Origin of the sequence: Streptomyces lusitanus (assembly GCF_042647945.1) — a bacterium.
Classification (GTDB): Bacteria; Actinomycetota; Actinomycetes; order Streptomycetales; family Streptomycetaceae; genus Streptomyces; species Streptomyces pseudogriseolus.
In genome coordinates this window covers 209,040-232,100 of record NZ_JBHRWL010000011.1, presented here as the reverse complement: position 1 = coordinate 232,100, position 23,061 = coordinate 209,040, and the positions used below count along the sequence as shown (strand labels likewise).

The 23,061-nt window shown below is 72.0% G+C and carries 19 protein-coding genes; 10 read left to right on the top strand and 9 right to left on the bottom strand.

Features of this window, described 5'->3' with window-relative positions:
- Positions 1-117: 117 nt before the first annotated feature.
- From ACFOSY_RS18980 to ACFOSY_RS18960, 5 genes are all read right to left on the bottom strand, one after another.
- Positions 118-1,257, bottom strand: a complete 1,140-nt coding sequence (locus ACFOSY_RS18980) for a DUF475 domain-containing protein (RefSeq protein WP_394308327.1) — start codon at positions 1,255-1,257, stop codon at positions 118-120.
- A gap of 48 nt (positions 1,258-1,305) precedes the next feature.
- Positions 1,306-1,881, bottom strand: coding sequence for a TerD family protein (locus ACFOSY_RS18975; protein WP_254587688.1), 576 nt, complete (start codon positions 1,879-1,881; stop codon positions 1,306-1,308).
- Between the two features lie 151 nt (positions 1,882-2,032).
- Entirely contained in the window at positions 2,033-2,608 is a 576-nt protein-coding gene (locus ACFOSY_RS18970; RefSeq protein ID WP_031018683.1) for a calcium homeostasis/redox stress adaptation protein, read from the bottom strand.
- A 113-nt stretch (positions 2,609-2,721) separates the two neighbouring features.
- Entirely contained in the window at positions 2,722-3,180 is a 459-nt protein-coding gene (locus tag ACFOSY_RS18965; RefSeq protein WP_369155786.1) for a peroxiredoxin, read from the bottom strand.
- A gap of 118 nt (positions 3,181-3,298) precedes the next feature.
- Positions 3,299-3,736: a DUF3052 domain-containing protein gene (locus ACFOSY_RS18960; protein ID WP_031018687.1), complete on the bottom strand. Its 438-nt coding sequence runs from the start codon at positions 3,734-3,736 to the stop codon at positions 3,299-3,301.
- 404 nt (positions 3,737-4,140) lie between these two features.
- Between ACFOSY_RS18960 and aceE the strand changes: the two genes are divergently transcribed.
- The gene (aceE, locus tag ACFOSY_RS18955; protein ID WP_394308322.1) at positions 4,141-6,888 is read left to right on the top strand and encodes a pyruvate dehydrogenase (acetyl-transferring), homodimeric type; all 2,748 of its coding nucleotides are present in this window, start codon (positions 4,141-4,143) and stop codon (positions 6,886-6,888) included.
- 137 nt (positions 6,889-7,025) lie between these two features.
- Here aceE and ACFOSY_RS18950 read toward each other — a convergent pair whose 3' ends face one another.
- Together ACFOSY_RS18950 and ACFOSY_RS18945 are read right to left on the bottom strand one after the other, a co-directional pair.
- Positions 7,026-7,331, bottom strand: a complete 306-nt coding sequence (locus ACFOSY_RS18950) for a small hydrophobic protein (RefSeq protein WP_394308321.1) — start codon at positions 7,329-7,331, stop codon at positions 7,026-7,028.
- A gap of 139 nt (positions 7,332-7,470) precedes the next feature.
- Positions 7,471-9,090: an MFS transporter gene (locus ACFOSY_RS18945; protein WP_394308319.1), complete on the bottom strand. Its 1,620-nt coding sequence runs from the start codon at positions 9,088-9,090 to the stop codon at positions 7,471-7,473.
- Between the two features lie 111 nt (positions 9,091-9,201).
- Here ACFOSY_RS18945 and ACFOSY_RS18940 point away from each other — a divergent pair, with 111 nt between their 5' ends.
- The 3 genes from ACFOSY_RS18940 to ACFOSY_RS18930 all read left to right on the top strand — a co-directional run bounded on the left by ACFOSY_RS18940 (position 9,202) and on the right by ACFOSY_RS18930 (position 12,102).
- Positions 9,202-9,891, top strand: a complete 690-nt coding sequence (locus tag ACFOSY_RS18940; protein ID WP_394308317.1) for a TetR family transcriptional regulator — start codon at positions 9,202-9,204, stop codon at positions 9,889-9,891.
- 54 nt (positions 9,892-9,945) lie between these two features.
- Positions 9,946-11,163, top strand: a complete 1,218-nt coding sequence (locus tag ACFOSY_RS18935; RefSeq protein WP_394308314.1) for an alpha/beta hydrolase — start codon at positions 9,946-9,948, stop codon at positions 11,161-11,163.
- Positions 11,164-11,229: 66 nt separating this feature from the next.
- Positions 11,230-12,102, top strand: a complete 873-nt coding sequence (locus ACFOSY_RS18930; protein ID WP_394308313.1) for a DUF4429 domain-containing protein — start codon at positions 11,230-11,232, stop codon at positions 12,100-12,102.
- A gap of 61 nt (positions 12,103-12,163) precedes the next feature.
- Here ACFOSY_RS18930 and ACFOSY_RS18925 read toward each other — a convergent pair whose 3' ends face one another.
- Together ACFOSY_RS18925 and ACFOSY_RS18920 are read right to left on the bottom strand one after the other, a co-directional pair.
- A complete protein-coding gene (locus tag ACFOSY_RS18925; RefSeq protein ID WP_394308966.1) occupies positions 12,164-13,180 on the bottom strand; it encodes an aldo/keto reductase in 1,017 nt (338 codons plus the stop codon).
- Positions 13,180-13,641, bottom strand: a complete 462-nt coding sequence (locus ACFOSY_RS18920; protein WP_394308311.1) for a MerR family transcriptional regulator — start codon at positions 13,639-13,641, stop codon at positions 13,180-13,182. Before ACFOSY_RS18920 ends, ACFOSY_RS18925 begins: the two co-directional genes overlap by 1 nt.
- Positions 13,642-13,735: 94 nt before the next feature.
- Between ACFOSY_RS18920 and ACFOSY_RS18915 the strand changes: the two genes are divergently transcribed.
- The 6 genes from ACFOSY_RS18915 (at position 13,736) to ACFOSY_RS18890 (ending at position 23,055) form a co-directional block, all read left to right on the top strand.
- A complete protein-coding gene (locus ACFOSY_RS18915; RefSeq protein WP_394308308.1) occupies positions 13,736-14,203 on the top strand; it encodes a GNAT family N-acetyltransferase in 468 nt (155 codons plus the stop codon).
- 18 nt (positions 14,204-14,221) lie between these two features.
- The gene (locus tag ACFOSY_RS18910) at positions 14,222-15,043 is read left to right on the top strand and encodes a serine hydrolase domain-containing protein (RefSeq protein WP_394308305.1); all 822 of its coding nucleotides are present in this window, start codon (positions 14,222-14,224) and stop codon (positions 15,041-15,043) included.
- A 147-nt stretch (positions 15,044-15,190) separates the two neighbouring features.
- A complete protein-coding gene (locus tag ACFOSY_RS18905; RefSeq protein WP_394308303.1) occupies positions 15,191-16,171 on the top strand; it encodes a hypothetical protein in 981 nt (326 codons plus the stop codon).
- Between the two features lie 66 nt (positions 16,172-16,237).
- Entirely contained in the window at positions 16,238-18,085 is a 1,848-nt protein-coding gene (locus ACFOSY_RS18900) for an HSP90 family protein (protein WP_394308301.1), read from the top strand.
- Positions 18,086-18,087: 2 nt separating this feature from the next.
- Complete coding sequence (locus tag ACFOSY_RS18895; protein WP_394308299.1) at positions 18,088-21,099, top strand: hypothetical protein; 3,012 nt, start codon at positions 18,088-18,090, stop codon at positions 21,097-21,099.
- A gap of 381 nt (positions 21,100-21,480) precedes the next feature.
- Positions 21,481-23,055: a S8 family serine peptidase gene (locus tag ACFOSY_RS18890; protein WP_394308297.1), complete on the top strand. Its 1,575-nt coding sequence runs from the start codon at positions 21,481-21,483 to the stop codon at positions 23,053-23,055.
- Positions 23,056-23,061: the final 6 nt, after the last annotated feature.

Genomic DNA, 23,061 nt, shown 5'->3' with positions numbered 1-23,061 from the left:
CGTCGAACCCCCGCCGGCGGCCGCGGGGCGCCGGTGCGCCGCACGGCCGACGGGGCGGCCTGCGAGGACTGCTCCTCGTGGCCGCCCCGTCGAGAGCGTTCCTCTCCCGGAGGGCTGTCACACCCCGGACGAGACCTCGGTCTTCTCGCCCGCCTGTGCCTCGGCCTCCGCGATCCGCTTGTTGCGGCGCACGGAGGACCAGAAGGAGGCGCCGATCAGCACGACGCCGACGAGACCGGTGATGATCTCGTTGATCTGGTACTGGATGGTGACCAGCAGGATCAGCGCCAGGGCGCCGATCGCGTAGTGCGCGCCGTGCTCCAGGTACACGTAGTCGTCCAGGGTGCCCTGGCGGACCAGGTAGACCGTGAGCGACCGGACGTACATGGCGCCGATGCCGAGGCCGAGCGCCATGAGGACGATGTCGTTGGTGATGGCGAAGGCGCCGATGACACCGTCGAAGGAGAAGGACGCGTCCAGCACCTCGAGGTAGAGGAACATGAAGAACGCGGCCTTGCCGGCCAGGGCGACCGCCGACCTGGGCTTGCCCTCGCGGGCGGCCTTCTCCTCCTCCTCGTGCTCCTGCTCCTCCTCCTCTTCGAGCTTGTCCTCGAAGTAGCCGGAGAGTCCGCCCACGATCATGTAGGTGACCAGACCGGCGATGCCGGCCAGCAGGACGGTCTCCGCCTTGTCCACGTGCGCGCCGCCGTGCTGGTGGGCGTGGGTGGCGAAGGTCATGGCGGAGATCAGCAGGACGATCAGCGCGATGCAGACCGACAGCATGTCGACCTTGCCGAGCTTGGCCAGCGGCCGCTCCAGCCAGGCCAGCCACTTGATGTCCCGGTCCTCGAAGATGAAGTCCAGGAAGATCATGAGCAGGAACATGCCGCCGAAGGCCGCGATGGCCGGGTGGGCGTCGGTGACGAGCTCCTGGTACCGGTCCTTGTCGCTGAGCGCGAGGTCGACGGCCTCGATCGGTCCGAGCTGTGCGCTGATCGCGACGATGACGACGGGGAAGACCAGTCGCATGCCGAAGACGGCGATCAGGATGCCGACGGTGAGGAAGATCTTCTGCCAGAAGGCATTCATCTTCTTCAGGATTCCGGCGTTGACCACCGCGTTGTCGAAGGACAGCGAGATCTCGAGGATCGAGAGGATCGCCACGATTCCGAAGGCGGTCCACCCCCCGAAGAGGATCGCTGCGACCAGGCCGAGCGCGGTCACCGCGAACGACCAGCCGAAGGTTTTCAGAACCACTGGCTACCCCAGGTGTGTGTACGGGTCTCCCCCGCCGCCGTGGCGGCTTTACGAAACGTTGACCCCGAAGTCTAGAGCGATGCCCCTCAGACCCGACGCGTACCCCTGCCCTACTGCACGGAACTTCCACTCGCCCTGGTAGCGGTAGAGCTCACCGAAGATCATCGCCGTCTCCGTGGAGGCGTCCTCGCTGAGGTCGTAGCGGGCGAGCTCCTGGCCGTCCGCCTGGTTCACCACGCGGATGAAGGCGTTGCTGACCTGGCCGAAGGTCTGGCCGCGCTCGTCCGCCATGTGGATGGACACCGGGAAGACGATCTTGTCGCACTGCTGCGGCACCTTGGACAGGTCCACCAGCAGGGACTCGTCGTCGCCCTCGCCCTCACCGGTGAGGTTGTCGCCGGTGTGCTCCACGGAGCCGTCGGGGCTCTTGAGCTGGTTGTAGAAGACGAACCACTCGTCCCCCATGACCCGGCCGCCGCTGCACATCAGCGCACTGGCGTCGAGGTCGAAGTCGGCGCCCGTGGTGGAGCGCGCGTCCCAGCCGAGCCCGACCATCACCTGCGTGAGGTTGGGTGCGGCTTTGGACAGGGAGACATTTCCCCCTTTGGCGAGCGTGACGCCCATGATGCTGGTCCCCCTCCGGGTGGTGTTTCCAGGTGCTCCTGCACTCCCCCGCGAGGGGGCGTCCCCGGGCGCCGCGCGTGTGGTGCGCGCGGCGCCCGGGCGGTGGCCGTACGGGACGGCCGATCGGGTCCGTACCCGGGACGTGCCCGTCTCAGACGTTCACGCCGAAGTCCTGCGCGATGCCGCGCAGACCGGAGGCGTAGCCCTGGCCGATGGCGCGGAACTTCCACTCCGCGCCGTGGCGGTACAGCTCGCCGAAGACCATGGCGGTCTCGGTCGAGGCGTCCTCCGACAGGTCGTAACGGGCGATCTCGGCGCCGCCGGCCTGGTTCACGACGCGGATGAACGCGTTGCGCACCTGGCCGAAGGACTGCTGGCGGTTCTCGGCGTCGTAGATGGAGACCGGGAAGACGATCTTCTCGACGTCGGCCGGGACCGTGGCGAGGTTGACCTTGATCTGCTCGTCGTCGCCCTCGCCCTCGCCGGTGAGGTTGTCGCCGGTGTGCTCGACGGACCCGTCGGGGCTCTTGAGGTTGTTGAAGAAGATGAAGTGCTGGTCGCTGGCGACCTTGCCCGAGTTGTTCAGCAGCAGGGCGCTGGCGTCGAGGTCGAAGTCGGTGCCGGTCGTGGTACGGACGTCCCACCCCAGTCCGACGATGACCGCGGTCAGGCCCGGCGCCTCCTTGCTCAGCGATACGTTGCCGCCCTTGCTGAGGCTGACTCCCACGAGTCCTCCCTTGGTGTCCCGGGGGCGGGATGCCCCGTTGTGCATGGATGTCGGATCAACGAGTCGATCCTAGTGACGGGTTCCCCCGGCCCGCAGGCCCTGGGGACGGACGATCACAGGGTGTCGAGCGCCGCGAGGTACTCGCCGGCGTCCCGGGCGTCCGCCATCGCGCTGGTGACGGTGGCGCGCACGACGCCCTGCCGGTCGATCACGAAGGTTCCGCGTACCGCGCAGCCCTTGTCCTCGTCGAAGACGCCGTAGGCACGCGAGACGTTGCCGTGCGGCCAGAAGTCGCTGAGCAGCGGGAAGGGAAGGTCCTCCTGCTCGCCGAAGACGCGGAGGGTGTGGATGGAGTCGTTGGAGACGGCGAGCACCTCGGCGTCGCGCTCGGCGAACTGCTCCAGCCGGTCGCGGATCTCGCTCAGCTCGCCGGTGCAGACGCCGGTGAAGGCGAACGGGTAGAAGAGCAGCACGACGTTCCTGTGCCCGCGGAAGTCGGACAGGCGCACCGGGGCGCCGTGGTTGTCCTTGAGTTCGAAGTCGGGGGCCTGCGCTCCGACCGGGATCGTCATCGTCGTCCTCGTGTGTCCGGGGTGGTGCCGTGCGGCCACCCTACGCAGGCCGGACGAGGGTCCCGCGAACGGGCCGACGCGTGCGACGCACGTCGTCGCCGGCCCGTCCGGGGGTGTGTCACCGCTTCGACTTGGCGGCCTTCGGGGTCGCCAGCCGGCTGCCGCTCCAGTCCTTGCCCACGCTGACGCTCTTGGACGCCGTCAGGCCGGCCGTGGTGGCGGCCTCCGAGATGTCGCTCGGCTCGACGTAGCCGTCCCGGCCGGTCTTCGGCGTGAGCAGCAGGATCGCGCCGCCCTCTTCGATGTACGTGGTGGCATCCACCAGCGCATCCGTCAGGTCGCCGTCGTCGTCGCGGAACCACAGCACAACGGCGTCGGCCACGTCGTCGTAGTCCTCGTCGACAAGGTCGCTCTCGATGACGCCCTCGATGGCCTCGCGGAGCTCCTGGTCGACGTCGTCGTCGTAGCCGATCTCCTGGACCACCTGCCCGGGCTGGAACCCCAGCCTGGCGGCAGGGTTCGTCCGCTCCTCCGCGTGGTCCGCGGTCGCGCTCACGGGTTGCCTCCTGATCATGTCTTGGGAAATGTCTCAGCCACGCGCGTGCGCGAAGCATTGGCCGTAGTCCACACGGGCGGGACGGATCGCGCAAGTACCCGGCCGTGCGGACCGCCGAAACGGTGACGATCCTGGCCGGGTCACCGCAACTCCAGGCACCCCGTCTCCGTCAGCAGTGATGGACACCACACCTTTGTGCCCCGTTTGGGCGTTTGGGAACCGTCTGTGGGTACGAGACTCGCATGTATTCGCCCCTTGCGTCACCGTACCGGCCGCGCCGAGGGATTACCTCTCGGTAGAGATGACGTCCGCGGCCGCGGGGTGGAGCATGGGAGCGGCGCACACCGGGCCGTGGCGAGCGAGACGACGGCCCTTTCACGGCCCTCTGACAGGTAAGGAACAGCGTGGCTTCCGCATCCGATCGCAGCCCGATCATCATTGGCGGCCTTCCGAGTCAGGTTCCTGACTTCGACCCCGAGGAAACCCAGGAGTGGCTCGACTCCCTCGACGCCGCGGTCGACGAGCGCGGCCGGGAGCGGGCCCGTTATCTGATGCTGCGGCTGATCGAGCGGGCCCGCGCCCGGCGCGTGGCCGTGCCCGAGATGCGCAGCACGGACTACGTGAACACGATCCCCACCCGGGCGGAGCCGTTCTTCCCGGGCAACGAGGAGATCGAGCGCAAGATCCTGAACGCGACCCGCTGGAACGCCGCGGTGATGGTCTCGCGCGCCCAGCGCCCGGGCATCGGGGTGGGCGGCCACATCGCGACGTTCGCCTCCTCGGCGTCGCTGTACGACGTGGGCTTCAACCACTTCTTCCGCGGCAAGGACGAGGGCGACGGCGGCGACCAGGTCTTCTTCCAGGGGCACGCCTCGCCGGGCATCTACGCGCGCGCGTACCTGCTGGACCGGCTGAGCGAGCAGCACCTGGACGGCTTCCGCCAGGAGAAGTCGAAGGCGCCGTACGCGCTGTCGTCGTACCCGCATCCGCGCTCGATGCCGGACTTCTGGGAGTTCCCCACCGTGTCGATGGGCCTCGGCCCGATCGGCGCGATCTACCAGGCGCGGATGAACCGCTACATGCACGCGCGCGGGATCGCGGACACCTCGAAGTCGCACGTGTGGGCGTTCCTCGGCGACGGCGAGATGGACGAGCCGGAGTCGCTGGGCCAGCTGAGCATCGCCGCGCGCGAGGGCCTGGACAACCTGACCTTCGTCGTCAACTGCAACCTCCAGCGGCTGGACGGCCCGGTGCGCGGCAACGGCAAGATCATCCAGGAGCTGGAGTCGGTCTTCCGCGGCGCCGGCTGGAACGTGATCAAGCTGATCTGGGACCGCACCTGGGACCCGCTGCTGGCGCAGGACCGCGACGGCGTGCTGGTGAACAAGATGAACACCACGCCGGACGGCCAGTTCCAGACGTACGCCACCGAGTCCGGGGCGTACATCCGCGACCACTTCTTCGGCGACGACCACCGGCTGCGCGCCATGGTCGAGGGCATGACCGACGACCAGATCCTGCACCTGGGGCGCGGCGGCCACGACCACCGCAAGATCTACGCGGCGTACAAGGCGGCGGTGGAGCACAAGGGCCAGCCGACGGTCATCCTGGCGAAGACGATCAAGGGCTGGACGCTCGGCCCGAACTTCGAGGGCCGCAACGCCACGCACCAGATGAAGAAGCTGACGGTCGACGACCTGAAGCACTTCCGGGACCGGCTGCACCTGCCGATCCCGGACAAGGACCTGGAGTCGGGCCTGCCGCCCTACTACCACCCGGGGCCGGACTCGGAGGAGCTCCAGTACATGCACGACCGGCGCCGGTCCCTCGGCGGGTACGTGCCGACCCGGGTGGTGCGCGGCAAGCCGCTGGCACTGCCGGACGACAAGGCGTACGCGAGTGTGAAGAAGGGCTCGGGCCAGCAGTCCATCGCGACGACCATGGCCTTTGTGCGGCTCCTCAAGGACCTCATGCGGGACAAGGAGATCGGCCGCCGGTTCGTGCTGATCGCGCCGGACGAGTACCGCACGTTCGGCATGGACTCGTTCTTCCCGAGCGCGAAGATCTACAACCCGCTCGGCCAGCAGTACGAGGCGGTGGACCGGGAGCTGCTGCTCGCCTACAAGGAATCGCCGCAGGGTCAGATGCTGCACGACGGCATCTCCGAGGCGGGCTGCACGGCCTCGCTGATCGCGGCGGGCTCGGCGTACGCCACGCACGGCGAGCCGCTCATCCCGGTGTACGTCTTCTACTCGATGTTCGGGTTCCAGCGCACCGGCGACCAGTTCTGGCAGATGGCCGACCAGCTGGCGCGCGGTTTCGTGCTGGGCGCGACCGCGGGGCGGACCACGCTGACCGGCGAGGGTCTCCAGCACGCCGACGGGCACTCGCAGCTGCTCGCCTCGACCAACCCGGCGTGCGTCGCGTACGACCCGGCGTTCGGCTTCGAGATCGCGCACATCGTGCGGGACGGGCTGCGCCGGATGTACGGCTCGTCCGAGGAGCACCCGCACGGCGAGGACGTCTTCTACTACCTGACGGTCTACAACGAGCCCATCCAGCACCCGGCGGAGCCGGAGAACGTGGACGTGGAGGGCATCGTCAAGGGCCTGTACCGCTTCAGCGAGGGCACGGCGGGCTCGCTGCCGGCGCAGATCCTGGCGTCCGGGGTCGCGCTGCCGTGGGCGGTGGAGGCGCAGAAGATCCTCGCGGAGGAGTGGAACGTCAAGGCGGACGTCTGGTCGGCGACCTCCTGGAACGAGCTGCGGCGCGAGGCGGTGGAGTGCGAGCGGCACAACCTGCTGCACCCGGAGGAGGAGCAGCGCACCCCGTACGTGACGCGCAAGCTGGCCTCGGCGCAGGGGCCGGTGGTGGCGGTGTCCGACTGGATGCGGTCGGTGCCGGACCAGATCGCGCGCTGGGTGCCGGGGACGTACCAGTCGCTGGGCGCGGACGGGTTCGGCTTCGCGGACACGCGCGGGGCGGCGCGGCGGTTCTTCCACATCGACGCGCAGTCGGTCGTGCTGGCGGTGCTGACGGAGCTGGCGCGTGAGGGGCATCTGGACCGCTCGGTGCTGAAGCAGGCGATCGACCGGTACCAGCTGCTGGACGTGGCGGCCGCGGACCCGGGCGCGGCGGGCGGCGACGCGTAGCGCCTCCGGCGGGGCGGGGAACGCCACCCGGGGCGGCGGGGCGGCCGCGGGCGGGTCCGGGCCGATCGCGCGGTTCACACATGAGGGGGCCTCCGGCTGTTTCGCCGGAGGCCCCCTCACTGATGCCGTCGACCGGGTCAGAGCATGCCGGTCCCCATGCCGCCCGCCCCGGCCAGCCAGATGACGGCCAGGAGCGTGTCGATGGCGCCGAGAACCAGGGCGACCAGGGCCGGCGCCGAGCGGGAACCCGCCCAGCTGCGGCCCATCGCCAGCCAGCCGCACACCATCGCCACCGGGCCGAGCACGATGCCCAGGACGAGGAATCCGGCGACGGCGCAGATGGCTCCGATCATCCCGAGCGTCGCGCGATCCGGCCCGGACCGCGACCACGTCCGGCCGCGAGTGCGGGGGTGCCTGCGCGTTCCGTGTCCGAAGCTCGCCATCGTCAACTCCCTGACGGGTTGGTTGACATGGCGGGTACCCCCGCTTCCGTACGGAATTCCCCCGCGTGTACGGCCGGACGGCCGCCGCGCGCGCCGCTCCCCTCCAGCGGCGCGCGCGGCGGCCTGTCGTGACGTGCCGTCAGATGTGTCCGACGCCCGCGCCCGCCTCCGCGTTCTCACCGCGCTTGGTGAGCAGCGCGACGAAGATGGCGACCGCGGCGACCCCGGCGGCGACCAGCGACGCCAGGCTCATGCCGGAGATGAAGGTGTCGTGGGCGACGTCGGTGATCTTCGCGGCGATCGCCTCGGGGGTGCCCTTGGCGACCGGAGGCACGCCGACCTGGACCGCCTGGGACGCCGCGCCGGTCTGTTCCGGCGTCAGCGGCGGGAGCCCGGCCTTCGCCCAGTTGTCCGGCAGGTCGCCGTCCACCTTGGAGGCCATCACGGCGCCCAGCACGGCGGTGCCGAGGCTGCCGCCGACCTGCATCGCGGACTGCTGGAGACCGCCGGCCACACCGGAGAGCTCCAGCGGCGCGTTGCCCACGATGACCTCGGTGGCGCCGACCATGACGGGGGCGAGGCCGAGGCCGAGCAGCGCGAACCAGACCGACATGGTGAGGCTGCCGGTGCTCTTCTCCAGCGTGGAGATGCCGTACATGGCGAGCGCGGTGCAGGCCATGCCGCCCGCCAGCGGGATCCGCGGGCCGACCTTGGTGATCGCCACGCCCGCGAGCGGGGAGCCGACGATCATCATGCCGGTGAGCGGCAGCAGGTGCAGACCGGCGTCGACCGGGCTGAGGCCGTGCACGTTCTGGAGGTAGAAGGTGACGAAGAACAGGCCGCCCATGAAGGCGATGGCCATGAGGACCATCAGCACCACGCCCGCGGACAGCGGGACGGAGCGGAACAGGCCGAGCGGGATCAGCGGCTCCCTCACCTTCGTCTCCCAGAAGGCGAAGACGACGAAGCCGGCCACCGAGGCGGCGATGAACGCCCAGGTCCTGCCGTCGCCCCAGCCCCACTCGGGCGCCTTGATGAGCGCCCACACGAGGCAGAACATCGCGCCGGACAGCAGGGCGATGCCGGGGATGTCGAAGGAGCGCGGCGCGTTCTCCGCGCGGTGGTCGAGCAGGATCCACACGCCGAGCGCGACGGCGACGACGCCGACGGGCACGTTGATGAAGAACACCGACTGCCAGCTGACGTGCTCGACGAGGACGCCGCCGAGGATCGGGCCGCCGGCGGTGGAGGCGCCGATGACCATGCCCCAGATGCCGATGGCCATGTTGAGCTTCTCGGCGGGGAACGTGGCCCGCAGCAGGCCGAGCGCGGCCGGCATCAGCAGCGCGCCGAACAGGCCCTGGAGGACCCGGAAGACGATGACGAGCGTGATGCTGTCGGACAGGCCGATGGCCCCGGAGGCGGCGGCGAAGCCGACCACGCCGATGAGGAAGGTCTGCCGGTGGCCGAAGCGGTCGCCGAGCTTGCCCGCGGTGATCAGGGACACCGCGAGGGCGAGGAAGTACGCGTTGGTGATCCACTGGACGTCGGCGAGCGTGGCGCCGAGGTCGCTGGCGATGGCCGGGTTGGCGATGGCCACGATGGTGCCGTCCAGGGCCACCATCATCACGCCCACGGCGACGGTGAACAGCGTGAACCAGGGGTGCCCGCGCAGCCCCTTGCCGGGCGTCGCCTCCGACGGGCCGGCCGAAGGGCCGTCCCCCTGTCCCGCCTTGTCGAGGGTGGTCTGACTAGTCATACGTTCGAGGCTAGTGTCAGCCGCTGACACTTGACAAACCATTTCACCGGTCAGTAACTGACAGGACATGCGCCCATAGCCTGAACTGGGCGAACGGTTCAAGGAGGAGCCATGGACACGGTCGGGACCGTCGTGGGCGCGCTGCCACGGCCGGGTCTGCGCGAGCGCAAGAAGCAGCAGACCCGGGACGCCCTGGTCCGGGCCGCCCTGGACCTCATCGTCACGCGCGGGTACGACGGCACGACGGTCGACGACATCGCCGCGGCCGTGGACGTCTCCCAGCGCACCTTCTTCCGCTACTTCGCCAGCAAGGAGGAGGTGGCGCTCTTCGTCCCGGGCCTGGCGGAGCAGCGGATCGCCGAGGCCGTACGGGCCCGCCCGCGCGACGAGGCGCCGCTGGAGGCGCTGCGCCGGGCCGTGCTGGACAGCTGGGACGCCATCGGCGAGGCCGTCGGCCGGCTCGTGCCGATGGAGCTTCACATGCGCGTGTACCGGGTCATCGAGTCCACGCCCGCGCTGCTCGCCGCGCATCTGCGCCGGTCGGCGGAGCTGGAGGAGGAACTGGCGGGCATCATCGCCGAGCGCGAGGGGCTGGACGTCGACTCCGATCCCCGGCCGCGCATCCTGGTGGCCGCCTTCGCCGGGGTGATCCGGGTGGCGGAGCGGCTCTGGTCCGCCGGTGACGACCTCGGCACGGAGGCGCTGCGGGATCTGATGCGGACCTGCCTGGACCATGTCGGCCCGGCCCTCGCCACGAACTGGCGTACGGATGCATCCCTGAATCGGCCCCACGAAACGTGATCCCGGTCACTGGATTCCCGCGAGACACTCTCGTTCTCCTAGTGTGTCCTCCCAGTGACTTCCTTCGACACCTCCCCCCAGCTGAACGTGTGGCGGGCGCTGCTGGCGCTCGCCGTGGTCTTCGTGATGCTGGCGACCACCGGCTGGACGGCGCTGCGCCACCAGCGCCACCCCGCTCCCCTCCAGGCGTCGCTCGCGGCGTGGGAGGACGGCCGGGTGGCCGGGAAGCGGCTGCCCGACCCGCAGTCGGCGCCGACGCGACTGGCCCGGTTCTTCGCCTCGCTCACCGCCGCGCAGCGGCTCCGGCTCGCCGAGCGCTTTCCGCTGGCGGTCGGCAACATGAACGGCGCGCCGGTCGAACTGCGCTACCGCGCCAACCGGATCGCGCTGGCCGAGGCCCGCGAGACGGAGCTGAGACGGGTGCACGACAGCCGGCTCACGCCCGACGGCCAGGCGCAGGCGGCCCGCAGGATGGACCGCATCGAGGCGCTGATGCGGCCGGACCGGCACATCCTCGCCTTCAACCCGGCGGGCGCCGGACGGGTCGCCGAGGTCTTCGGCGACCTGCGCCGTGCCGAGCGGGTGTCGGTGGTCGTCCCCGGTGTCGACACCGACCTGCTCACCTTCCAGCGCACCGAGCGGCGGCACTCCGCCCCCGTGGGCATGGCCAAGTCGCTCTACAAGGCCGAGCGGCGGGCCGATCCCGGGACCCGCACGGCCGTGATCGCCTGGGCCGACTACACCACGCCCAGCGGGCTCGGCATGGACGCGGCCACGGCGATGCGCGCGGAGGAGGGCGCGGACCGGCTGGACGCGCTGGTGCGGGGGCTGCCCGGCCTCGCCCCGGTCTCGCTGTTCTGCCACAGCTACGGCTCGGTGGTGTGCGGCGTGGCCGCGCCCGGACTGCCGGAGCGGGTGTCCGACATCGCCGTGGCCGGCAGCCCGGGAATGCGGGTGGAGCACGCCTCCCAACTGCGCACCACCGCGCGGGTGTGGGCGATGCGGGACGCCGACGACTGGATCCAGGACGTGCCCCACCTGGAGCTCGGCGGACTGGGCCACGGGGCCGACCCGGTGGCCGACGGGTTCGGCGCGCGGGTGCTGTCGGCCCGTGACGCCAAGGGGCACGCCGGGTACTTCGTGCCCGGCACGGACAGCCTGCGCAACTTCGCGGGCATCGGGGTTGGCGCATACACGGCGGTGTCGTGTGCGCAGAGGAACGACATCTGTCTGGCGGGTTTGTCCGGTACGACCCCTACCGGACGCGCGTAGAAGCGGAGATACTGCGGTATGCGTGGGGAGGGGACGGAGAAGCTCGTGCCGCATACGATGAGCCGCATGGGTGACGTACTGGCCGGATTTCATGCCGCCTGGGAGTTCGAGTCCGACTCCGTGCTCATCCGTTACGTACGAGGGATTCGAACACCCAAGCTGTTCCAGGCGCTCGGGGAACGGCGCGTGCCGCTGGAGGCGATCGAGGGCGTGACCCTCTCGCCCGGCAAGCGCGGGACCGTCGTCCTGCGTCTGGAGCCCCGGCCGGGAGCGGACCCGCTGATGGAGGCGGCCGCCGGGCAGCTGAAGGAGAGCAGCGACCCCTACCGGCTGGTGCTGCCCGCCGAGCGGGAGACGCTCGCCGAGTACTACGCCGACGAACTGCGCGAGCAGCTCACCGAGTCGGGCCCCGCCGAACGCCACCTGGTGGCCGCGCCCGAGCCGCCGCTGCAGTTCAAGGCGTACGACGGCAAGGCGGTCTTCGACGGCACGTCGGTGGCGTTCCGCTGGTTCTGGACCGGGGCGTCCTCGGCGAAGTGGAAGGCCGGCGACCAGCGCTTCCCCGTCTCCGAGCTGAGCGGGGTGGAGTGGCGTTCGCCCGAGGTGTTCGAGGGTCATCTGCGGCTGCTGCGCCGGGACACGGCGGTGCCGGCCCCGGCGCAGGCCGACCAGGACCCCGCCGCGGTGGTGTTCGGGCTCGGGTACGGGCCCGTGCACGAGTCGCTGCCGTTCGCGGCGGCGGTGCTGGCCGCGGTGCGGGACTGCGCGGCGGTGCCGGCGATATCGCCTGCGGCGGGCGCGGGGGGTGTGACGTCCGCCCGGCGCGATCCCGCGGACATCGCCGAGCGGATCCGGCATCTTGGGGAGCTGCACCAGGCGGGGCTGGTGACGGATGAGGAGTTCTCGTCCAAGAAGGCGGAGTTGCTCGCCGAGCTGTGACGTCCCCGCGGGTGCGTGGGGGCTTGGCGCGCAGTTCCCCGCGCCCCTTCGGGGCGCGCCTCTACTCCCGCCCTGCTGACGTGAACGACATGTCCGCGTAGCGGGTTCCCGCCACCTTGTCCGCGATCGGGCCGAGCAGGGCCAGGTCGGACTCCGTCAGCGTGATGCGGGTGGCCGCCGTGTTCTCGTCGACGCGGGACGGGCTGCGGGTGCCGGGGATGGGGACGACCGGGAGGTCACGGACCGTCGCCTGCTGGTGGACCCAGGCCAGGGCGATCTGCGCGGGGGTCGCGCCGTGGGACTCGGCGACCGAGCGGACCGGCTCCAGCAGGGCCGCGTTGGCCGCCGCGTTGTCGCCGGTGAAGCGCGGCATCGTCCGGCGGAAGTCGTCCTGCGTGAGGTCCTTCGAGGCGTCGGTGAAGGCGCCGGTGAGAAAGCCGCGGCCGAGCGGCGAGTACGGGACGAGGGTGACGCCCAGGTCGCGCGCGGCCGGCACCACGGCGGCCTCGATGTCCCGGCTGAACAGCGACCACTCCGACTGCACGGCGGCGATCGGGTGCACGGCGTGCGCGGCGCGCAGCTCACCGGCCGTCACCTCGCTGAGGCCCAGCTGCTTCACCTTGCCCTCGCGGACCAGGTCCGCCATGACGCCGACGGTCTCCTCGATCGGCACGTTCACGTCGCGCCGGTGCATGTAGTAGAGGTCGATGACGTCGACGTCCAGGCGGCGCAGGCTCGCCTCGACGGCCTGCCGGATGTACGGCGGGTCGTTGCGGACGATGCGCCGGGTCGGGTCGTCCGGCGGGATCGACAGGGCGAACTTGGTGGCGATCAGCACCTCGTCGCGGTGGGCCGCGAGGAACGGGGCGAGGAACCGCTCGTTGTCGCCCGCACCGTACGCGTCGGCCGTGTCGAAGAGGGTGACGCCCCGCTCCAGGGCGCGTTCCAGGGCCGCCCGGGAGGCGTCCGCGTCGGTGGGGCCGTAGGCGAAGCTCATGCCCATGCAGCCGAGGCCCTGCACGCCCACCTCGGGGCCGCCCGCGCCGAGCGTCGTCGTCGGGATGGTGTGGTCGGTCATCATGCCCTTTCCGAGGCCAGGGCGCGCCCGGCGTCCGCGTAGAAGCTGATCTTGCGGTCCAGGACGGCGAGGGTGCCCTGGAGTTCGGCGATGCGGGCCAGCACGTCCTCGCGGGTCGCCTTGAGCAGGTCGAAGCGCTCGGCGTAGGTGTGGTCGCCGGCCCGGACCAGTTCGGCGTAGCGCACCATGTCGGCGACCGGCATGCCGGTCAGGCGGAGCTTGCCGACCAGGGCGAGCCAGTCGAGGTCGCGGTTGGTGTAGCGCCGCTGCCCGGTGTGGGAGCGGTCGATGTGCGGCATGAGCCCGATGCGCTCGTACCAGCGCAGGGTGTGCGCGGTCAGCCCGGTGAGGGCGGCCACCTCGCTGATCGTGTACTTGTCCTTGCCGTCCGGCCGCCGGTCGCCTTGCGGGGGTCCGGCGCAGGTGTCGCTCCTGGTGTCCGTAATCTCCGTCACCGTCATGGCGTCCACGCTAGATCCTTGGAGTGCGCTCCAGGCAAGCGCCGCCGGTGAGAAATGGGCGGTCGTGTCGGGATTCCCCGGCTACCGTGCGGGCATGAGCCCTGCACGCCGGGCGACGCCCGACGACGCGGCGGAAGTGCTGCGTCTGCGCCAGGTGATGATCGACTCGCTGGCCCGCTCCGACCCGTCCACCGCGTGGCACGCCGAGTCTTTGCCGGTCCTGCGCGAGCGGCTGGCGAAGGACGGCTCCTTCGCCGCGTTCGTCGTGGACCACCCCGAGCGGCCGGGCGCCCTCGCGGCGCTGGTGGCCGGCACGATCGAGTACCGCATCGGCGGCGCGCACGACCCGCACGGCACCGACGGCTACGTGTTCAGCGTCGCCACCGACCCGGACGCGCGCCGCCAAGGCTACGCGCGGGCGTGCATGGGCGCGCTGCTGGAGTGGTTCCGGGAGCAAGGTGCCCGGCGGGTGCGGCTGACCGCGAGCCCGGAGGCGGAGCCGCTGTACCGGTCTTTGGGGTTCACGCCCAAGCCGGACCCTTTGCTGGAGCTCAGGCTGTGAGCGCTTAGGCTCGACGGCATGTCGCTGAAGAGCCTCGCGTCGATCGAGAACTGGCCGGTTCCCACCGCTGCGGCGGGGGTGGTACGGGCGGACGGCACCGTCCTGGGCACGCACGGTCCGGCCGGGCGCCGCTTCCCGCTGGCCTCGGTGACCAAGCCGCTGGCCGCCTACGCGGTGCTCGTCGCGTACGAGGAGGGGGCGGTCGAGCTGGACGAGCCGGCCGGTCCGGACGGCGCCACGGTCCGGCACCTCCTCGCGCACACCTCGGGTCTCGCCTTCGACGAGCACCGGGTCACCTCGGTGCCCGGTGCGCGGCGGCTGTACTCCAACGCCGGGTTCGAGCAGCTGGGCGACCACGTGGAGAAGGCGACGGAGATCCCGTTCGCCGAGTATCTGCGGCAGGCGGTGCTGGAGCCGCTGGGCATGGCGTCCACCTCGCTGGAGGGCTCCCCCGCCAAGGACGGCGTGTCCACGGTGGAGGACCTGCTGCGGTTCGCCGCCGAGGTGCAGGCGCCGCGGCTGCTGGACCCGCGGACGGTGGCCGCGGCGATGACCGTGCAGTACCCGGGCACCAAGGGCGTGCTGCCGGGCTACGGGCACCAGAACCCGAACGACTGGGGTCTCGGCTTCGAGATCCGGGACGGCAAGTCGCCGCACTGGACGGGCGCCTCGTCCTCGCCGCGCGCCTTCGGGCACTTCGGCCAGTCGGGCACGTTCCTGTGGATCGACCCGGACGCGGGCGCGGCCTGCGTGGCGCTCACCGACCGGGCGTTCGGACCCTGGGCCGTCGAGGCGTGGCCGCCGTTCACCGACGCCGTGCTGGCGGAACTGCGCGGCTGACTGCCGCCGTTCGTCCGGATTCGCCGTAATCACCGGCCCCACCTGCGGGGTTGGCATGGCCTCGGTGTGAAAACCCTGTGGAAGCGGTGTCACAGGCGCGCCCTATGATGCGCCGAACGATCACGCGGGACCAGGGGAGGGCGCGGCATGTTCGGCAAGCTGTTCGGCAGGGGCGAGGACGGACCGGGGGCGGATCCGCACGCCCTTCCGGTCCCGCGGCGCAGGAGCGGCGTCCACCCGCTGCGCGCCCTCGGCGACCGGCGGGTGCTGGCGCTGGTGGAGGCGGCCGACGCGGGCGACTGGGAGGGCGTCAAGGAGGCCTTGGCCCCGTTCGACCTGGGCCGCGACCACCAGGTCCTCGGTCAGCTCACGGACATCGGCGGGCTCGAGGACTGGATCGTCCGCGCCGTCGAGGAGGACAAGGAGCACCGCGCCGAGGCCCTGCTGATCTCCGGGGCGCGGCACATCCACTGGGGCTGGGAGGCGCGCACCGCCGCCCGCGCCGTGGACGTCTCCCAGGAGCAGTGGCGCGTCTTCCACGAGCGGCTGCACATCGCCGAGCGGCAGCTCCTCGAGGCCGCCGAGCTGCGCCCGGACTGGATCACACCGTGGCGCCATCTGCTCACCTCCGCGCGCGGCATGTCGCTCGGCACCCCGGTCGCGGAGACCCGGCGCGACGCCGCCCTGCGCCGCGACCCGCTCGACCTGGAGGTCCACCTCGAGTGGCTGTCGCGGCTCCAGCCCCGCTGGGGCGGTGAGCAGGGCGAGGCGCTGGAGTTCGCCCGCGCGGCGTTCGCCGCCGCGCCCGACGGCCACCGGCTCGGCTGCGTGGTCGCCATGGCGTACATCGAGGAGTGGGTGGAGTCCGACGACGGCGCGTGCCTCCAGGACCCCCGCGTCCGGACCGAGCTGAGGCAGGCGGCGGAGCGCAGCGTCCTGCACCACGCCTACGAGCGCCGCCTGGGCTGGCAGGGCGACTACAACATCTTCGCGATGGCCCTGTCCCTGGCCGGGAGCAGCACCGCCTCCAACGTCTTCCGTGAGCTGGAGGGCGCGTACACCGAGTGGCCGTGGACGTACATGTCCGAGCCGCGAAAGGCGTACGCGCGCTTCCGCAAGACCTTCTGAGCCCCGGCTCGCCCGGCTCCCCCTGCCCGACGTCACCGCACGCCTTCTCGACACCCCGGACCGCCGATGACCCTGCCCGAGACCGCATCACAGCCGACCGGCGCCGACCGCACCTTCCAGGTGGATCTGCGCGGCCTCGTCGACCTGCTCTCCCACCACCTCTACTCCAGCCCCCGCGTCTACCTGCGTGAACTGATGCAGAACGCGGTGGACGCGCTCACCGCCCGGCACGCCCTCGAACCGGCGGCGCCCGCCGGGTCGTTCGGCATCCGGCTGTACGCCGACCGCTCCGTGGTCCGCGTCGAGGACGACGGCGTCGGCCTCACCGAGGCGGACGTGCACACCTTCCTGGCCACGATCGGCCGCAGCAGCAAGCGCGCCGACGGGATCGCCGAGCAGCGGGGCGACTTCATCGGCCAGTTCGGCATCGGCCTGCTGTCCTGCTTCCTGGTCGCGGACGAGATCCACGTGGTCAGCCGGTCCGCCCGCACGCCCGGCGCGCCCGCCGTGGAGTGGCGGGGGCGCGGCGACGGCAGCTACACGGTGCGCACCCTGCCCGCCTCCGCGCGGCCCGCCCCCGGCACCACCGTCACGCTGACCCCGCGCGCCGACGCGGGCGAGTGGACCGCGCCCGCCCAGGTCCAGCACCTGGCACGCCACTTCGGCTCGCTGCTGCGCCACCCGGTGACCTTCGACGACGGGTCCGGCGGAAGCGCCGTGCCGGTCAACCCGGAGCCGGCGCCCTGGGCGCGGACGTACCCGACGCCGGGCGCCCGGTCCCGCGCGCTGTCCGCGTACGGCGAGGAGGTGTTCGGCTTCACCCCGCTGGACACCCTCGAGCTGGACCTGCCGGCGGTGGGTCTGAAGGGCATCGCGTGCGTGCTGCCGGAGGCGGTGCCGGCCGGGCGCCGGCACGGTCATCGGGTGCACGTCAAGGGCATGCTGCTGTCGGAGCAGGCGGAGGAGATCCTGCCCGACTGGGCGTTCTTCGTGCGCTGCGTCGTCGACGCGGAGAGCCTGCGCCCGACGGCCTCCCGCGAGTCCCTGTACGAGGACGACACCCTGGCCGCGGTGCGCGACGCGCTGGCCGAGCGGCTGCGCGCGTGGATCGCCCGCGTCGCCGCCAGCGACCCGGAGCTGCTGCACCGCTTCCTCCAGGCGCACCACCTGTCGGTGAAGTCGCTCGCCGTGCACGACGACGAGATCCTGCGGATGCTGCTGCCGTGGCTGCCGTTCGAGACCACCGACGGGCACTGCACGCTCGACGAGTTCTCCCGCACCCACCGCACCGTGCTGGTGACGTCCAGCGTGGAGGAGTTCCGGCAGGTCGCGGCGATCGCGTCGGCCGCCGGGCTCGGCGTGGTCAACGGCGGCTACACCTACGACCGCGAACTGGTGCACCGGCTGCCCGAGATCCGGCCGGAGGTGAGCGTCGCCGACCTGGACCCGGCGACGCTGACCGCGCACCTCGACCCGGTCGACCGGGAGACGGAACTGGCCGCCGCGGCCTACCTCGCGCTGGCCCGCGACGCCCTCGCGGTGTTCGACTGCGACGTGGCGCTGCGCTCCTTCCAGCCGGCCTCCGCGCCCGCCCTCCTCGTCGACAGCCGGGAGGCCCGGCACGAGCGCACCCGCTCCCGGCTCGCCCGCGAGCAGGAGGGCGGCCTGTGGGGCGACATCCTGGGCGCCCTGCAACAGGAGGCGCCGCGCGCCCAGCTGATCCTCAACCAGCTGAACCCGCTGGTGCGCACCGCCGTCGCGATCGACGAACCGGAGCTGGCCCGCACCAGCGCCGAGGCCCTGTACGGGCAGGCCGCGCTGCTGTCCCGGCGTCCCCTCAGGCCCGCCGAGTCCAGCCTGATCAACCGCTCCTTCCTCGACCTTCTCGCCCACGCCCTGCGCAAGGACAGCTGACGATGCAGAACCCGCCCCAGACCACCGACGAGCTGTACGCGGCGCTGGGGGAGAACGACCGTCTCCCCTACGGCCGCACCCGTACCGTCACCGCCGAGGAACTCGCCGAGGCGGCCGAGCTGTTCGGCGAGCCGGTCCCGCTGATCCACGCCCTGCTGGAGCTCCAGGAGGCGTACACCTACGGCTCCGAGCCGCGGAAGTCGCCGGTGGTGTTCGCCCGGCTGCTGAACCTCTTCGACGAGCAGCCCGACGTGTTCGACGCGCGGCTGCGCCACCAGCTGTTCTGGCGGTTCAAGTGGGTCGCGAACGCCCTGCGCAGCCTGCCCGAGATACCGCTGGCCAGCCTGCGCCAGTGGATGACGGAGATGCGCGACCGCTACGAGAAGGCCGGCCTCGACCTCCAGCCGTACTACGGCCAGGCCTACCAGCTCGCCGCGCACGTCGGTGAGGACATGGACCTCGCCTACGAGCTGTGGGCGGGCCGGACCCGCAGCGTGCTCAGCGACTGCGAGGCGTGCGAGACCTGCGAGCGCGCCCTGTACCACCTGACGGCGGGCGACGACGAGCGGGCGCTGCGCGTCTGGGAGCCGGTGCTCGCGGGCAAGGAGTCCTGCCAGGAGGAGCCGGCCCGCTCCGTCTCGTACGCGCTGCTGCCGCTGCTGCGCACCGGCCGCGCGGACGAGGCGCGCCATCTGCATCTGGCGGGCTACCGCGGCAGCCGCCGCAACCCGTCGATGGCCGGGGAGATCGGCCGCCACCTGGAGTTCTGCGCGCTGACCGGCAACGAGGCGCGGGGTCTTGAGCTGCTGGCGGAGAACCGGAACCTGTTCGACGAGGTGGACTCGCCGCTGGCCCTGCTCGACCTGCTCACCGGCGTGGAGGTGCTGCTCGCCCGTGTGGAGGGGCTGGGCCACGGGGAGCTGCCCGCCGCCGGGTTCCCGGGCCGGAGCTGGACGGTCGCGTCGCTGCGGGCGGAGGTGCGCGACCGCGCCGACGACCTTGCCGCCCGCTTCGACGCCCGCAACGGCACCACGGCGCACGGCGACCGCCGCCGCGCCCGCCTGGACCGCGCCCCGCTGCTGGAGTCGCTGGAGCTGACCCTGCGCCCGCGCACCCTGGACGACGTGGCCCCGGCGCCAGCCCCGGCCGCGCCGCAGCCGGCCGAGGCGCTTCCCGAGTCGCCGGCCGACCTGATCAGGCGGGCGCGGGAGCTGGACGAGCAGGGGCACCCGGACGCGCACGCCTGCTGGGCGCGGCTGCGCGAGCTCACCGCCGCCGGTGGCTACGTCCACCCGGACGACCCGGACGTGGGCCCGCTGGTGCGGCTGCGCGCGGACCTGCTGGAGGAGGAGGCGACGCTGGCGGACCGCAAGGACCGGCACGCGGAGGCGGCGGCGCTGTACGAGGAGGCCGCGGGCCTGTACGAGGACGCGGGGCTCGCGGGTCACGCGGTGTTCGCCCGGGCGAGCGCGGTGCTGGCGGAGGCGCAGGTGGTTCCCCCGGAGGCGGACGGCGAGGCGGCCGACGGCGAGGGGGCGCGTCCTGAGGGTGCGGCGGCCGAGGGGGCGCGTCCTGAAGGTGCGGACGCCGAGGCGCGCGCCGCCGCCCAGGCCGACGTGCTGGCCGGGGCGCACGCGGAGCTGGTGCGGCTGCACGAGGGGGCGTCCGGGCTCGCCCCGTTCCTTCAGGCGCGGCTGCTGCGGCTGCGGGTGAGCGCGCGTGGTCTGCGGCTCCAGGCGTCCGGGGACAAGGAGCACGTGGCCCCGGTCCTCGCGGAGGCGGAGCTGCTGTACGACGTCGCCACCCGGCACGGCCTCACCGGGCAGATCGCCGCCGCCCGGCTGCTGCGGGCCACCACGCACGCCATGTCCGGAGACCTGCCCACCGCCCGTGCCGAGGCGGACGGCCTGGTCGCGCTGCTGCGGACGGACGGCCCCGCCTGGCACCTGCCCCGCGCGCTCTCCCTCCTCGGCAAGATCCAGCTCGGCCTCGGGGAGGCGGAGGCCGCGCACGCGAGCCTGAGCGAGTCGATGCGGCTGGCCGCCGAGTGGCCCGCCGAGGGGGTCGACGCCCCGAACGTGCACGGCGAGCTGGCGCAGGCCTGCCTGCATCTGGGCCGCCCCGACGAGGCGTTGCGCCATCTGACGCGGGCGGCGGAGCTGGACCTGCGGGCGGGCGACCGGTTCGACGCGTTCTGCGCCTGGAGCAACGCCGCCCAGCTCAGTCTCGACCTGGGCCGGATCGAGGACTGCATCGCCCTGCTCGACTCCCTGCTCGTCGAGCCGGACGTCGTCAACGGCGAGCTGGACGACCGGCTCGTGGCCCAGCTGCGGCTGACCCGCGCCCGCGCGCTGCACGCCGGGGAGGACCTGAAGGCCGCCACGGCGGAGTTCGTGTCCCTCGCGGCCGAGTCGGCCGGCTGGGACGACGACCCGGGCAGCCACGCCATGATCGCCGCGGAGACGGCCGTCCTGCTCGGTGAGGCCGGGGAGTTCGAGCAGGCGCGGGAGGCCGTGGACCGGGCGCTCGCCGCCCATGCCCGCGACCCGCGGTTCGAGATGCTCAGCAACGCCCTGCGGGAGCTGGCCCGCCTCCAGGCGCACCAGCAGGGCCCGGACGGCCTGGAGGGCGCCCGCGCGTTCCTGGACGACGCCGGCCGGGTCGCCGACGCGGCCCGCGCCGCCGGGTACGAGGCGCACGGCCGCCCGCTGGACTCCGCCCTCGCCTACGAGCACGGGCGGGTCAACGCGTACGGAGGCGCCTACGAGGAGGCGCTGGCCGCGCTGGAGAAGGCGATCGGGCTGATCGGGGAGCCGGGTGAGGACGCCGGGCGGGCCGCCGAGTGGGCGGAGTGCGTGCGGCTGGCCGCCGTCGTGGAGGGCGTCTACCTGGAGCGGCGCGCGGCGGCGCTCGGCCGTGTCGGGGCGGCGGTGGAGCGGCTGGCGGCCCTGGGCCACGGGGAGGCGGCGGAGCCGCTGACGGAGCTGGCGGAGAGGCTGCGGGACGAGGAGTAGGGGGCCTCTCTGGGGGCGGGTCGGGGCGGGCCGCGGCCGGTGTGGCCGGGCGTCCCGCCCGCTCCCGTCTCGCAGTGCGGGACGGTGACTGTGGCCGTCGTCATGTTTACGCCGCGTCTGTGTGCCAGTTGATGACCTTGTGTCGCCCTCGCTTTGTGGCACGGACGTTAACGAGCGACCGAACCCCTTGTGCAATCCGCGTAGACAGATCAATCTTTCGCCTGGCGACAGGACCTGCGGAACACGGCCACCTCGTCCGTGTTTGGCATGTTCCTGACATACATACGTTCCGGCGATCCGGGACGGACGTCCGCCGTGCGGCGCCTCACCCCCAAGAGGCGCCACCCCCACACTCCCCACCTGTCGAGGAGGAACCCTCAGATGGCAGTGATGCGAAACGCCAAGCACAGATCGATCGTCGGCGTCGGCGCGGTCGCCGCGGCGGCTCTCACGGGCGGTCTCTTCACCGCTCCCGCCGCGCACTCCGCCGAAACCCCCAAGGGGACGATCGCCTACGCGGACGCGCCGAACGCGGTCGAGGGCAGCTACATCGTCACCCTGAAGCCGGGCACCGAGGCCGCGTCCGCCAAGGGCAAGGGCGTCGCCAAGAAGTACGGCGCCGACGTCGAGCGCACCTTCCGCGAGGCCGTCAACGGCTACACCGTCGAGGCCACCGAGGCGGAGGCCGCCGAGCTGGCCGCCGACCCCTCGGTCGCGCTCGTCGAGCAGAACCGCGCCTTCACCATCCAGGCCACGCAGACCAACCCGCCGTCCTGGGGCCTGGACCGCATCGACCAGACCGCGCTGCCGCTGAGCGGCTCGTACACCTACGACGACACGGCCGGCCAGGGCGTCACCGCGTACATCATCGACACCGGTGTGCGCATCTCCCACAGCGACTTCGGCGGCCGCGCCCGCAACGGCTACGACGCGGTCGACGGCGACAACGTCGCCCAGGACGGCAACGGCCACGGCACCCATGTCGCCGGCACCGTCGCGGGCAGCGCGTACGGCGTCGCCAAGAAGGCGAACATCGTCGGTGTGCGCGTGCTGGACAACAACGGCTCCGGCACCACCGCCGGCGTGATCGCGGGCGTGGACTGGGTCGCCGCCAACGCGGTCCTCCCGGCCGTCGCCAACATGTCGCTGGGCGGCGGCGCGAGCACCACGCTCGACAACGCGGTACGCAACGCCATCGCGGCCGGCGTCACCTTCGCCGTGGCCGCGGGCAACGAGTCGACGACCGCGACCGGTTCGCCGGCCCGGGTGGCCGAGGCGATCACCGTCGGTGCGACCACCTCCACGGACGCCCGCGCCAGCTACTCCAACTACGGCTCGAACCTGGACATCTTCGCGCCGGGCTCGTCCATCACGTCGACCTGGAACACCGGCGACAGCGCCACCAACACCATCTCCGGCACCTCGATGGCCACCCCGCACGTCGCGGGCGCCGCGGCGCTGTACCTCGCGGACAACCCGTCGGCCACCCCGTCGCAGGTCGCCTCCGCGCTGATAGCCGACTCCGTCCCCGGCGTCGTCTCGAACCCCGGCACCGGCTCCCCGAACCGTCTGCTGCACGTCGGCGGCAACGGCGGCACCACCCCGCCGCCCGGCAAGACCTTCAGCAGCACCGCGGACTACACGATCCGCGACAACGCGACGGTCGAGTCCCCCGTCACCGTCACCGGCGTCTCGGGCAACGCCCCGTCGGCCCTCCAGGTCCCGGTGAACATCGTCCACACCTACATCGGTGACCTGACGGTCCAGCTGGTCGCGCCCGACGGGTCGGTCTACACCCTGAAGTCCTCCGGCACCGGCGGCTCGGCGGACGACATCAACACCACATACACCGTGAACGCGTCCTCGGAGACGGCCAACGGCACGTGGAAGCTGCGCGTCACGGACAACTACTCCGCCGACACCGGCTACATCAACAGCTGGGGCCTGACCTTCTGAGCCCCT